General features: G+C 70.9%; 8 protein-coding genes. 3 read left to right on the top strand and 5 right to left on the bottom strand.

Annotated elements, in window-relative coordinates; translation table 11 throughout:
- Positions 1-29 precede the first annotated feature (29 nt).
- A complete protein-coding gene (locus tag MKD38_RS05675) occupies positions 30-716 on the top strand; it encodes a BON domain-containing protein (protein ID WP_252675147.1) in 687 nt (228 codons plus the stop codon).
- 122 nt (positions 717-838) lie between these two features.
- On the opposite strand, the gene ku is transcribed toward MKD38_RS05675, so the two are convergent.
- The 4 genes from ku to ligD all read right to left on the bottom strand — a co-directional run bounded on the left by ku (position 839) and on the right by ligD (position 7806).
- Positions 839-1906 carry a non-homologous end joining protein Ku gene (gene ku / locus MKD38_RS05670; RefSeq protein WP_252675145.1) on the bottom strand — a complete coding sequence of 356 codons (1068 nt, stop codon included), beginning with the start codon at positions 1904-1906 and terminating at the stop codon, positions 839-841.
- 214 nt (positions 1907-2120) lie between these two features.
- Positions 2121-4151, bottom strand: coding sequence for a hybrid sensor histidine kinase/response regulator (locus MKD38_RS05665; protein ID WP_252675143.1), 2031 nt, complete (start codon positions 4149-4151; stop codon positions 2121-2123).
- 313 nt (positions 4152-4464) lie between these two features.
- Positions 4465-4866 (bottom strand): hypothetical protein, encoded by a 402-nt coding sequence (locus tag MKD38_RS05660; protein ID WP_252675141.1) that lies wholly within the window; start codon positions 4864-4866, stop codon positions 4465-4467.
- Positions 4867-4995: 129 nt separating this feature from the next.
- Complete coding sequence (ligD, locus tag MKD38_RS05655; protein WP_252675139.1) at positions 4996-7806, bottom strand: DNA ligase D; 2811 nt, start codon at positions 7804-7806, stop codon at positions 4996-4998.
- A gap of 290 nt (positions 7807-8096) precedes the next feature.
- Here ligD and MKD38_RS05650 point away from each other — a divergent pair, with 290 nt between their 5' ends.
- Together MKD38_RS05650 and MKD38_RS05645 are read left to right on the top strand one after the other, a co-directional pair.
- Positions 8097-9101 carry an SDR family oxidoreductase gene (locus tag MKD38_RS05650; protein ID WP_252675137.1) on the top strand — a complete coding sequence of 335 codons (1005 nt, stop codon included), beginning with the start codon at positions 8097-8099 and terminating at the stop codon, positions 9099-9101.
- 309 nt (positions 9102-9410) lie between these two features.
- Positions 9411-11366 (top strand): hybrid sensor histidine kinase/response regulator, encoded by a 1956-nt coding sequence (locus tag MKD38_RS05645; RefSeq protein ID WP_252675132.1) that lies wholly within the window; start codon positions 9411-9413, stop codon positions 11364-11366.
- Here MKD38_RS05645 and MKD38_RS05640 read toward each other — a convergent pair.
- A complete protein-coding gene (locus MKD38_RS05640; RefSeq protein ID WP_252675131.1) occupies positions 11351-12409 on the bottom strand; it encodes a sigma-54 interaction domain-containing protein in 1059 nt (352 codons plus the stop codon). The two genes, MKD38_RS05645 and MKD38_RS05640, sit on opposite strands and share 16 nt — an antisense overlap.
- Positions 12410-12552 lie beyond the last annotated feature (143 nt).

The following is a 12552-nucleotide window of genomic DNA, read 5'->3' as shown; positions in this document are numbered from 1 at the left end:
CTCCTTGACGCGGCGAACTGCCGCAGACCTTGCTTCGCAATCGCCATGCCAAGCACGACAGCGCCGCCACGCCGCCTGGGCCGGCGCGATGCGAGCGATGCGCCACGCGCGCGCCGCGGCGCTTTTACAACGCGTGGCCCGTTTTACACAGCATCCGGCCCGCTGCCGCAGGCACCGCCCGGCCCGCCATGGTGGGTATGGAGCTTGCTGAAAAATGCCTTGCCAGTGGCGCCGCGTGCCAGCCCGGCAGCGGCGTGCGCTGGACCGTCAAGGAGGAAGCCATGCGAATTCCACGAACCACCGCGCGCACCGTGTGCATGGCCTGCGCCGCGGCGCTGGCGACGGCTGCCGGTAGCGCGCTGGCGCTCGACAAGAGCGGGTTGATCTTCATTGCGACCGACAATGCGCCGGTGGCGCCGGTCAACTCGGCGCCGGGCATGCCCGGGCGGCCCGATCCGGACAGCAGCGCGGTGACGGGCGTCGATCAGGCCAAGCGCAGCGTCGAGGACAGCGCCATCACCACCAAGATCAAGACCCGGCTGCTCGGCACCAAGGACCTCAAGTCCACCGGCATTCATGTGACGACGCAGCAGGGTGCGGTGGAGGTCAGCGGCACCGTGCCGACGCAGCAGCAGCACGACCTGGCGTTGAAGACGATTCGCAGCGTCGAGGGAGTGACGTCGGTGAATGATAATTTGAGGGTGTCGACGCGGTGAGGGGGGCGGTGGAAGCTCGACGGGTTGAACTTTGTTGATACGCTGGCCCTCACCCCGGCCCCTCTCCCGCGGGCAGGAGAGGGAGTACCCAAGCGGCACGTTTGAGTCCCCGCAGAAACGGATCAGGCCGCGCGCTTCCTGCTCGTCGTGCCGGCGCTCTTGCGCGCGGCTGGTGCGTGCGATGCGCTCTTGGCGGCGCGCTTGGTGCCAGCGGTCTTTGACTTTGTACTGCGCGTGCGCTTGGCCGGCGTCGCGCTGGCGCGCTTCGCCGCGGGTTGCTTGCGTGCGGCGGCGTGCCGCGCGGAGGGCTTGCGGCGCGCGGGCTCAGCTTCGGTTTCCGTCTCGGCCTCGGCCTCGGCCTCGCTCTCCTCTTCCTGCTTGCCCTTGCCGCGCTTGCCCAGGCTCTGGCGCAGCAGCGCCACCATGTCGATGACCTTGGCGCCCTGGCGCGGGGCTTCTTCCTCTTCCGCGGGCGGGGTCAGCTGGTGGGTCTTGCCGGATTCGATCTTTTCCTCGATGCGCGCCATCAGGTCGTCGCGGTAGGTGTCGCGGTATTGCTCCGGGGCCCAGTCTTCGGTCATGTCTTCGACCAGCTTGGACGCCATCTCGATCTCGCGCGCGCGCGCCCCGGTGGCCTTGCCGCTGGCGACCTTGGGCAGGCGCAGCTCGGCGATCGGCAGCACCTCGTCGGCGAAGCGCATGGTGTTCAGCACCAGCGCATCGTCATGCACCAGCATCGCCGCCAGGTGCTGGCGCGCGCGCAGCACCACCAGCGCCAGCGCGGCCTTGCCGGTGCGGCGCATGGTTTCGTGCAGCAGCGCATAGCCGCGCTCGCCGCGCTTGTCGGGCTCGAGGTAGTACGGGGTGTCGAAGTAATACGGCGGAATGCTCTCGGCATCGACAAAGCTGACGATGTCCACGGTCTGCGTGGCCTCGACATTGGCCCGGCGGAAGTCCTCGTCGCTGAGCAGCACGTACTCGTCCTTGGCGTACTGGTAGCCCTTGGCGATATGCGCCTTGTCGACCGGCTTGCCGGTGCTCTTGTTGATGCGCTGGTAGCCCACCGGGGCCATGTCGCGCACGTCGAGCAGGTCGAGGTCGAGCGACTGGCTGCGCGAGGCGGGGCGCAGGACCACGGGGATGTTGACGAGGCCGAAGGCAATGGCGCCTTTCCAGATGGTGCGAGGCACTTGATCGCTCCTTTGCCGCGGTCATGCGCGTTGCGGCGGCGGTGGCGGCATGTCGCCCGGAGGCGGGTCTTCCACGGGTTGGGGCGGGCCGGGCGGCGGCTCCGGCGGCGGGACTTCGGGCTCGCGGGGCGGGATGTCGGGATCGGGCGTGGTATGCACGGATAGCTCCTTGTTGAATCCTCGGGTGAAGGCTCCGGCCGGCGCTGGCAGGGCGCTAGGCGCGCTCCTGGTCCAGCTCATCCAGCAGCCGCGTCAGCGCGTCCAGGTCGGCGGGCTTGACCAGGTGCTGGTCGAAGCCCGCGGCCAGTGCGCGGCGGCGGTCCTCGGGCTGGCCGAAGCCGGTCAGCGCGACCAGTCTGGCGCCGCGCAGTTCGGGCAGCGCGCGCAGCCGGCGCACGGTTTCGAAGCCGTCCATGGCCGGCATGCCGAGGTCCAGCAGCACCAGGTCCGGGCGCGCAGCGCTGGCGCGCGCCAGCGCGCTGGGGCCGTCGGGCGCGGTCACCACCGTATGCCCCATCGCCTGCAGCGCCATCGTCATGGCCTCGAGCGCGTCGACGTTGTCGTCCACCACCAGGATGCGGCGCGGCACGTTGCGCCGCGGGTCGGCCTTGCCGGAACCGGGATGCCAGTTCTGCCAGGGCTCGACCGGCAGCGTCACGGTGAAGGTGCTGCCCTGGCCGGGGCCGGCGCTGAAGGCGCGGATGGTGCCGCCGTGCAGCTGCACCAGCTTTTGCACCAGCGTCAGGCCGATGCCCGGCCCGTCATGCGGGAAGGCGCTGTGCGGCGCCTCGGTGGGGGCATCGCTGTCGCGGGCCGGGCCGGGCGGGGCCAGCGGATCGAACAGTTGCCGCTGCAGCGCCACGGACAGGCCGGTGCCGTTGTCGCGCACGCGTACCGTGACCTGCCCGCCGGAGACCGCGTCCGGCACGTTCTCCCGCGCGCTGTCGTCGAAGCCGGCTTCGACCGAGATCACGCCGCCGGCCGGGGTATACGCAGCCGCGTTCTGCAGCAGGTTGCTGAAGATCTGCGTCAGGCGCACCAGGTCGCCGCGCACCGGCAGGGGCTGTTCGGGCAGCGACAGCCGCAGCGTGTGCCGGTAAGCGTCCAGCACCGGACGCACCGCTTCCACCGCGGTATTGAGCGCGGTGCGCAACTCCACCAGGTCTTGCCGCAGCGTGATGCGGCCCTGGTTGAAGCGCGAGATATCGAGCAGTTCGTCGACCAGCCGGGTCAGGTGATGCACCTGCCGTCCAATGATGTCGCGCGCGCGGAACATGTCTTCGCGCGTGGGCGCGAGCTGCTGCAGCAGGTCGGCGGCGCTGCGCAGCGGCGCCAGCGGGTTGCGCAGCTCATGCGCCAGCATCGCCAGGAACTGGTCCTTGCGCCGTTCCTCGTCGCGCAATGTGCGCCCGGCGCGGTTCTGCAGCGTCACGTCCTGGCAGATCCCGGCAATGCGCAGCGGCGGACCACCGGCAGCAGCGCCGTCGCTGTCGTCGGCGCCGCCGCGGCTGCGCATGGGGAAGGCGCGCGCGCGGACTTCGCGCGGCTCGCCGCTGGGCAGGGTCAGTGCGAACTCAATGTCCATGCTGCCGTCGCGCAGCATGCTTTCCACAGCCGCTTCCACGCGTGCGCGGTCGGACGGGGCCACGCGCTCCAGGCACAGGCGCGGGTTGTCCATCAGCTGCTCAGCGGAGTGCCCGCACACCGTCACCAGCGACGAACTGGCAAACAGCAGCCGCCGCGTCGACGGATCCAGGATCCACACCACGTCGGCCAGCGATTCGGCGAGCTGGCGGAACATGTCTTCATGCTCGTGCAGGGCGCGCGAGGTACGGTGGAAGGCGTCTTCGGCACCGCGCAGGCGCAGCAGCGCCTGGATGCTGGACAGCAGTTCCTCGGGTTCGGCGGGTTCCACCAGGTAGCCGTCGGCGCCGCAGTTCAGCGCCTCCACCCGCTGGCGCGACTGGGCCAGCCCGGGCGAGGTCAGCAGCACCAGCGTGCGCGCCGTCTGAGGATCTTCTTTCAGCAGGCGGCACACTTCCAGGCCACTGATGTCCGGCAACCTGGCCGACAGCAGCACCAGCGACGGCGCGTGCTGGCGTACCAGCGACAACGCCGAATGGCCGGTGACGGCCTCGATCACGGAAAAGCCGCCGCGATGCAGGATGCGGCTCTTGACGTAGCGCGGTCCTTCGCGATCCTCGACGTTCAGGATCAACGGGGCGCGGTTGGCTTGCGGCTTCATGGCTGCACCCCGCGCGGCGCACCGGCGCGAACGCGCGATGACGGGCAGCACCGCGCGCCCGCGCCGTGTAAAAGCGCGCTGGTCCGCGCGCACCGCGTGTAAGGATTACCACGGTGGCCCGTACTGCCTTTGAAAATCCTGCAATCCCCCATCCCCCAGATCATCGCCGTCCCCCTTGTTGATCAACGTGGCCGCGGTGTCTTGCGCGGGCCGTTCCGCTTCGCAGTGGCAAGACGCGTGCCGGCTGGGCAACGTTGCGGACAGCGGGGCGGGCACGGGCGGCATGCCGCCGTCCGGACCGGCGTGCGTGCGGCTAGCGGCGCGCCGCCTCGCCGCTGTGGGCCTCGGCGCTGGGTGAGGTGCCGCCTTGCGGGCCGGTGGAGCGAGGCGCTTCGGCGGCCTTCTGCGGAATCTTGCCCGGCTCGGTCCAGCCCTTGTAATCGGTGCCCTTGCCAAAGCGCGCGGCAATGCGGTCCTGCACCACGGCCAGCGCGTCCGCCTGTTGCTTGGCAGTTTCGGCTTCCTTGGCCTTCTTGGCTTCGGCTGCCTGCTGCTGCTCGGGCGTGGGCGGGGGCAGCTTGGCCTGCACCGGTGCGGCCGCGCAGGACAGCATGGCGCAGGACACCAGCAGGCGGCGCAGGCCGCGGCGGTTGCGCGAGGCCGCGCCGGTGCTGCCGGCGGCGCGCAGGTTGGCGAGAATCTTGAGTGGGGCCATGGTCTGTCTCCGTGGGGTGTTGCCGTCCTGGCGTGCTTCGCAACATGGAAATCGCCGGGACACGCTCGTCACCAAGGGGCAAGAAATGTGCCGCCGGCCAGGGGCCACGACAGCCCCCGGCGCAGGGGGCTATCCGGCGCGCGCCAGGCGTGCCGCGGCGCGCGTGATGGCCTGCCGGGTGCCGGCGTAGTCCGCCCACGGGTCGGCCGCTTCGAGCGCGTCCAGCCGCGCTTCGACGTTGGCGACAGTCCACTGCGCGGCGCTGGTCAGTGCGTCCAGTTCCTCCCACGCCACCGGAATCGATACCCCCAGCCCGGGCCGTGCGCGCGCCGAGAATGCCGCCACCGTGGTGGCGCCCATGCCGTTGCGCAGGTAATCGATGAAAATCTTGCCGATCCGGTTGCGCGCGCCACTCTTGGCGACGAAGCGCTGCGGCAGCGTCGCGGCCGCGTGCAGCACCACGTCGCGCGCGAAATCCTTCAGCTCGTCCCAGCCCGCGCGCGGCGTCACCGGCACCACCACGTGCAGGCCCTTGCCGCCGCTGGTCTTGAGGAAGCTGGCCAGCCCGAGCTCGTCCAGCAGCGCCTTCATCAGTGCGGCCGCTTCCTGCACCTGCGCCCAGGGTACGCCCTCGCCGGGGTCGAGGTCGAAGATGATGCGGTTGGGCCGGTCGATGCTGCGCTTGCTCGCATTCCAGGTGTGGAATTCGACCACGTTGAGCTGCGCCGCCGCGACCAGCGCCTCGGCCGAGGCGATCTCCAGCAGTGCGGGGTGTCCGGGCCACAGGCCCGGGTCCAGCACATTGAGGCCCTCCACGCGCAGCGTGTCGCTGTGGCGCTGGAAGAACTGCTCGCCGCCCACCCCCGAGGGCGCGCGCACCATCGCGATCGGGCGCCCGCGCAGGTGCGGCAGCATCAGCGGCGCGGCGCGTTCGTAGTAGCGCACCAGTTCGCCCTTGGTCAGGCCCGACTCGGCGTCGATCACGCGCTCGGCGTGGCTGATCGAGACCTTGCCGCCCACCGCGGTCTGGCGCTTGGCCGCACCCGCCTTTGACCTGGACTCAGGCCTGCTTGCTGGCTGGTCCCGCGTCGTGGCTGCCGCCTTGCCTTTGCCGGCGGGCGCCGCCGGCTGCTCCACCGAGACCGCGCCGGCGGGCTTGTCGGTGCGCAGGCCATGGAACACCGCATGGCGCACCCGGCCTTCGCGGGTCCAACTACCGAAGGAAACTTCGGCCACAAGTTTGGGCTTGACCCAATGCCCGCGCACGCCAGCCGGCACCGTGTGGAAGGGCGACGCATCGGCACGCAGCGCATCCAGTTGCGCGCGCAGCTCGTCGAGCGTGCGGGTGTCGAAGCCGGTGCCGACATTGCCCGCGTAGCGCAGGCGCCCGCCGCTGTCGTGCACGCCCAGCAGCAGCGAGCCGATGCCATTGCGGCTGCCCTTGGGATCGGTGAAGCCCGCCACCACGAATTCCTGGCGCAAGGTGCATTTGAGCTTGATCCACGTATTGCTGCGCGCGCTGACGTAGCCAGAGTCCGCGCGCTTGCCGATCACGCCTTCCAGCTTCATGCGGCACGCCGCGTCCAGCATGTCGCCGGCACTGGCTTCGAAGTCTTCGCTGAACTGCAGGCGCGGCGAGGCGTTGTGCTCGAAGATCCGGCGCAGCAGCGCGCGGCGCTGCCCCAGCGGCACCTTGCGCAGGTCATGGCCGGCGAAGTAGGGCAGGTCGAAGACAAAGTACTGGATGGCTTCGACGCGCGAGGTATCGAAGGCATTCTGCAAGGCCTGGAAGTCGGTCTCGCCGTGCTTGCCGAGCACCACGATCTCGCCGTCGAGCCAGCCGTCGGGCAGGCCCAGCGCGCCGACATCACGGGCCAGCGCGCGCAGCTTGCTGGTCCAGTCGTGGCCCTGGCGCGTGAACAGCCGCACATCCTTGCCATCGACACGCGCCAGCAGCCGGTAGCCGTCAAACTTGATCTCGTAGCGCCAGGCCGCGGCGTCGGGAGGCGGTTTCTCGACCAGCGTCGCCAGTTGCGGCGCCAGCGCCAGCGGCAGCGCGGCGCGCGTTGCGCCGGGCGGCGGCTTCAACGCGCGGATGGCATCAGGCGCTGCCGGTGCAGGGGCTTCGGCCGCCGCGGCTGCCGCGGACGCCTTGGCGGCGCCGGCGCGCCTGGCCGCGGGCTTGCGCTGGGTGCCGCCCAGCACGCTGTCGGGCAACGCCTCGACCACGTCGAACTCCGACGCCGGCACCGCGGCGTCGTCGCGTTCCTTGATCAACAGCCAGGCGTCCTGCTCCTTCTGCCGGCTGCCGTGCATGCGCACCAGGGTCCAGTGCCCGTGCAGCTTTTCGCCGCGCAGCTCGAACTTGAGCTTGCCGCTGCGGTAGCCGGCCTCCGGGTCGCCCACCGGAACCCAGGTGCCGCGGTCCCAGACGATCACCGTGCCGGCGCCATAGTGCCCGGCGGGAATCACGCCCTCGAAGCCAGCGTAGTCCATCGGATGGTCTTCCACATGGACCGCCATGCGCTTGTCGGCGGGGTCCAGGCTGGGGCCCTTGGGCACGGCCCAGCTCTTGAGCGTGCCGCCCAGCTCGAGCCGGAAATCGTAGTGCAGCCGCCGTGCCGCATGCTTCTGGATCACGAAAGACAACGCCGCCGCGCGCTTGCGCGGTGCGGCGCGGTCAGCGGCGCCGCTGGGCTCGGGTGTGGCGCCGAAGTCGCGCATGCGGCGGTATTTTTCGAGCGCCACGGGCGTGCCTGGGGCCGATGCCGCGCCGCGCGCCGCGGGGCGGGCGCTTGCGGTGCGCTTGGTGCCGGGCTTGGTGGCGGGCTTAGCCGAGGTCGTCCTGGCGGGCTTGCTGCCCGTCCGGGCGGCAGGCTTCGCCGCACGCTTGCCAGCGGCGCGCGGCGCGCGCGAGTCCTGCGAAGTGGTCTTGGCCATGGCGGTCGCCGGTTGCGTGGATGCATCCAGCTTAGGCAGCACATGGCCGCGCTGAAATCGGCGCCCGTCCTACATACCGCACGTAGCGGGGCCACCAGGAACTGAACGGCAGCGGCCATCGCCGCGATGCGCCCCCGGCGCCATGTGGTTCTTACCAGGCGTTGTAAATCTGCCGTGGACGCCATGCCCCGCCGCCGCGGTCACGGCGGGTCCGCGACGGGAACGCTCCTTGCGACTTCCCACCGATACGCCCGGCGCCGGGCCGGGCCTCCCCCTGGAGGAAGCGGCAGATGAAACCCACCTTGAAGAGAATCAGCTCGCAGGTCATTGTGCTGACCGGCGCCAGCAGCGGCGTTGGGCTGGTCACCGCGCGCAAGGCGGCGCAGCAGGGCGCACGCCTGGTGCTGGTGGCGCGCAGCGAGGGGTCGCTGCACCAGCTGGCGGAAGAGCTGCGCGAGCAGGGCACCGAAGTGATCACGGTGGTGGCGGATGTCGGCCGGCACGATGAGATCGGCAAGGTGGCGCATGCCGCGATCGAGCGCTTCGGCGGCTTCGACACCTGGATCAACAACGCCGGCGTGACTATCTTCGGGCGCCATTGCGATGTGCCGCTGGAGGACCAGCGGCGGCTGTTCGATACCAACTACTGGGGCACCGTGCATGGCTCGCTGGCGGCCGCGGCGCACCTGCGCGAGCATGGCGGCGCCATCATCAACATGGGCAGCGAGGCCGCCGACGGCCCGATGCCGCTGCAGAGCGCCTACTCGGCCTCGCAGCATGCGATCAAGGGCTTCACCGATTCGCTGCGGCTGGAGCTGGAGCAGGAGCAGGCCCCGGTCAGCGTGACGCTGATCAAGCCCGCCGGCCTGGAAACCCCGCTGGCCATGCACGCCAAGAACTTCCTCGACGTCGAGCCGCGCCTGCCGCCGCCGCTGTACGACCCGGCCCTGGCCGCCGACGCGATCCTGTTCGCCGCGGAAAATCCGCGCCGCGAACTGTTCGTGGGTGCCGCGGCCAAGGCCTTCTCGGCCGCCGCGTACCATGCGCCGCACACCTTCGACCGCTTCATGCGCCGCTTCATGGGCCGCGCCCAGCAGACCCGCCATCCGGCCGGCCCGCTCGAGGACAACGCGCTCTACGGCAGCGGCAGCGGCCTGCAGGAGCGCACCGGCACGCATGCCGCACTGCATTCCTGCCCGTACACCACCACCGCGCGCTACCCCATGCTGACCACCGCGCTGGTGGTCGGGGCCTCGGCCGCTCTCGCGGCGATGGTCCAGCTGCGCCGCCGCTAGCGCCCACCGGCGCCCGCGCCGCGCGCTGCCAGAGACGGCATGCGTGCGGCCGGCCGTCGATCCCCTTCCTCCAGAACGGGTGCCGCGCACACTGCGCCGCCATATCGGGTGGCGCATGGGCCGCGAGCGCCTATCATTGACTGGAATGCCCGCGCTCGCGGGCATTTGGCCCTGTGCGGCGACATGGGCCGCTGGCGGCATGCCGCGCCGTCCAGGTCGCCGTCGATCCAACCTCTACCCAAGGTGCTCATGTCCGGGCTGCAAGCGGCAACCGAAGTTCGCTCGACTCCCCTGGAAACCTCTGGCGGCGTGCCCACGGAGGGTGATGCTGCGCAACTGGCGCAACGGTATCGGCGTCTGCTCGACGCGGTGCAGGACTGCGCTGTGTTCGAGCTCGACGCGCACGGCGTGATCGTGGCGTGGCCCGAACCGGCGCGCCGGCTGTTCGGCTACAGCGCCGCCGAGATCGCCGGCAGCCATCTGTCGCGGCTGCACCGTCCCGAGGACGTTGCCGCCGGCCTGCCGCAGCGATGGCTCGACGCGGCCGCGCAGGCCGGCCAGGCGCGCGACGAAGGCTGGCGCGTGCGCCGCGACGGCAGCCTGCTGCACGCCAGCTGCGAGCTGCGGCGCCTCGACGCCGCCGACGCGCCCGCCGCTGCGCCAGCCGGAGCAGGCGCGCTTGCCGAGGGGGCATCGGGCGCCGGCTTTATCGTGTCGTGCCGCGACACCACGGTGCAGCAGGCCGCCGCCGACCACGCGCGCCTGGCCGGCGACAAGCTGCGCCTGCTGACCGACAACCTGCCCTGCACCGCGGTCTGCGAACTCTCGCTCGACGGCACCATCCGCAGCTGGAACGCGGGCGCGCGCGCGCTTGCCGGCCATACCGCCGAAGAGGCAGCGGGCCAGCCGCTGGCCTGGCTCTATACCCGCCAGGGTGTCGCCGCGGGCCGCCCGCAGGCCGCGCTGGAGGCGGCACGGGCCTGCGGCCAGTGGGCTGGCGAAGAACGGCTGGCGCGCAAGGACGGCTCGGTGGTGCGCTGCGCCACGCGCATGGTGCTGGTGCGCGACGCGGCCGGTTGCCCCGAAGGCCTGCTGTGGACCGCGCGCGACCTCAGCGATGCGCTGCGGCTGGAAATGCTCGATGCCGGCAATCGCCGCCTGCAGTCCTTCCTCGCCATCCTCGCCCACGAGCTGCGCAACCCGCTGGCGCCGGTGCGCAATGCCGTCGAAGTGATCGTGCTGACCCCCGACACCGGGCCGCGCGTGCGCCGCTGCGCCGAGATCATCGACCGCCAGCTGCGCCAGGTGGAGCGGCTGGTCAACGACCTGCTCGACGTGGGCCGCGTGACCGCCGGCAAGCTCAAGATGGAACTGACGCCGTCGTCATACAACGAGGTGGTCACCACCAGCCTGGAAGCGATCCGTCCCACGCTGGAAGCATCAGGCCAGCAACTGGTGGTGGCGCTGCCGGAGGTCTCGCCGTTTGTGCGGGCCGATGCCGCGCGGCTCGGGCAGGTGCTGCTGAACCTGCTCAGCAACGCCGCCAAGTACACGCCGCGCGGGGGAACCGTCAGCGTGCATGTCAGCGTGGAGGCCGAGCGCGTGATCACCGCGGTGTCGGATACCGGCCGCGGGCTGGAACCCACGGCACTGGACCGGATCTTCAACCTGTTCACGCAGGAAAGCGATGCCGGCAGCCGCAGCGGGCTGGGCATCGGCCTGGCGCTGGCCAAGGCCATCCTCGAAGCGCATGGCGGCGCGATCCAGGCCGACAGCGCGGGCGCGGGCAAGGGCAGTACCTTCACCGTGATCCTGCCGCGCGCCAGCGCGCGTCCGGCCGAGCCCGCCTCGCTGGCGCGGGGCAGGGCGCCGCGCCGGCGCGTGCTGGTGGTCGATGACAATGCCGACTCCGCCGACAGCATGGCCGAACTGCTGACCCTGCTTGGCCACGAGGCCCAGGCGGTGCACAGCGGCCAGCAGGCGGTCGGCGTGGCCGCGGCGTTCCGGCCCGACTGCGTGCTGCTCGATCTGCAGATGCCCGACATGTCGGGCTATGAAGTCCTGGAAGCGCTGCGCAACGATCTGCGCGGTCGAGCGGTGCGGTTCCTGGCGCTGTCGGGGCGCGGCACCGCCGAGGACCAGCGCCGCAGCCGGCAGGCCGGCTTCGATGCGCACCTGACCAAGCCGCTGTCGATCGAGACCCTGTCGCGGGCCCTGGCCGAGCCGGTGCCGGCAAGACCCGCGGCGCCTCACAAGGAGCGGTAGGCGTCGAGCCGGTTGTAGAGGGTCTTCAGGCTGATGCCAAGGGCGCGCGCGGCCTGGCGCTTGTCGCCGTCGAAGCGCGCCAGCGTCGCCATGATGATCTCGCGCTGGGTGTCGGCCAGCGTGGTGCCGACGCGCACGTTGACCACGCCGTCGACGGTGGTCGGCCGCGGCGCCTGCGAAGCGAGGTTGGGGTTGCCGATCTCCACCACCTTGTCGGCGAGGATAAAGGCGCGGTAGACCGCGTTCTTCAGCTCGCGCACATTGCCGGGCCAGTCGTAGCGCACCAGGCGGTCCAGCGAACCTGCCGAGAAGCTCTTGTCGGTGCGCTCCATGGCGTTGTACTCGGCCAGGAAGTGGCGTGCCAGCGGCACGATATCGTCGGGCCGCTCGCGCAGCGGCGGGATATGCAAGGGGAACACCGCCAGCCGGTACAGCAGGTCCTCGCGCAGCTGGCCGCCGCGCACGGCTTCCACCGGGTCGCGGTTGGTGGCCGCGAGGATGCGCACGTCGGTGGCGATCAGCGTATCGCCGCCGACGCGGTGGAAGGTGCGGCCCTCCAGCACGCGCAGCAGCTTGATCTGCATCTCCAGCGGCATCTCGGTGACTTCGTCGAGAAACAGCGTGCCGCCCTGGGCCTGCTCGAAGTAGCCCGCCTTCTGCTCGATGGCGCCGGTAAAGCCGCCTTTTTCATGGCCGAACAGTTCGGATTCGATCAGCGTGGGCTGGATCGCGCCGCAGTTGACGGCAATGAAGGGGCCGTTGCGGCGGGCGCTGCGTTCATGCACCGCGCGTGCCACCACCTCCTTGCCCGAGCCGCTTTCCCCCACGGCCAGCATGGTGACATCGGTGGGCGCGACGCGCTCGATCTGCGCCAGCAGGCGCTGCATTGCAGGCGCGGTGCTCTCCCACAGCAGCGACACCTGCGACGGCACGGCACGGCGCGGCGCGGGTTCGCTGGCCGGCGCGGTGCCGGCGGCGTGGTTGGCGCCGTGGTTGGAGGAGGCGGCGTTGCTGCGCCGCGAAGTGCTGGCGGTCACTGGCACGGGTTGCTGGCCCGAAATCGGCCGATCGAGGGTTGCAGGTGGCGGGTTGCCGGGAGAAGTTCCTATGCTAGCCTTTGGCGTGGGGGCTTGCCATAGCGGCGCGCGCCTGCGCGGCAACTTCCGACAGCTGTGTCAGACGGACA

This window comes from Cupriavidus sp. WGlv3 (genome assembly GCF_023952475.1).
GTDB lineage: Bacteria > Pseudomonadota > Gammaproteobacteria > Burkholderiales > Burkholderiaceae > Cupriavidus > Cupriavidus phytorum.
The sequence above is the reverse complement of the archived record's forward strand: the minus strand, read 5'-3'. Positions and strand labels throughout refer to the sequence as shown.

Coding starts and splice junctions, on each gene's coding strand:
- MKD38_RS05660 (WP_252675141.1), bottom strand. CDS start 4,866: ATGGCCCCACTCAAGATTCTCGCCAACCTGCGCGCCGCCGGCAGCACC.
- MKD38_RS05665 (WP_252675143.1), bottom strand. CDS start 4,151: ATGAAGCCGCAAGCCAACCGCGCCCCGTTGATCCTGAACGTCGAGGAT.
- MKD38_RS05650 (WP_252675137.1), top strand. CDS start 8,097: ATGAAACCCACCTTGAAGAGAATCAGCTCGCAGGTCATTGTGCTGACC.
- ligD (WP_252675139.1), bottom strand. CDS start 7,806: ATGGCCAAGACCACTTCGCAGGACTCGCGCGCGCCGCGCGCCGCTGGC.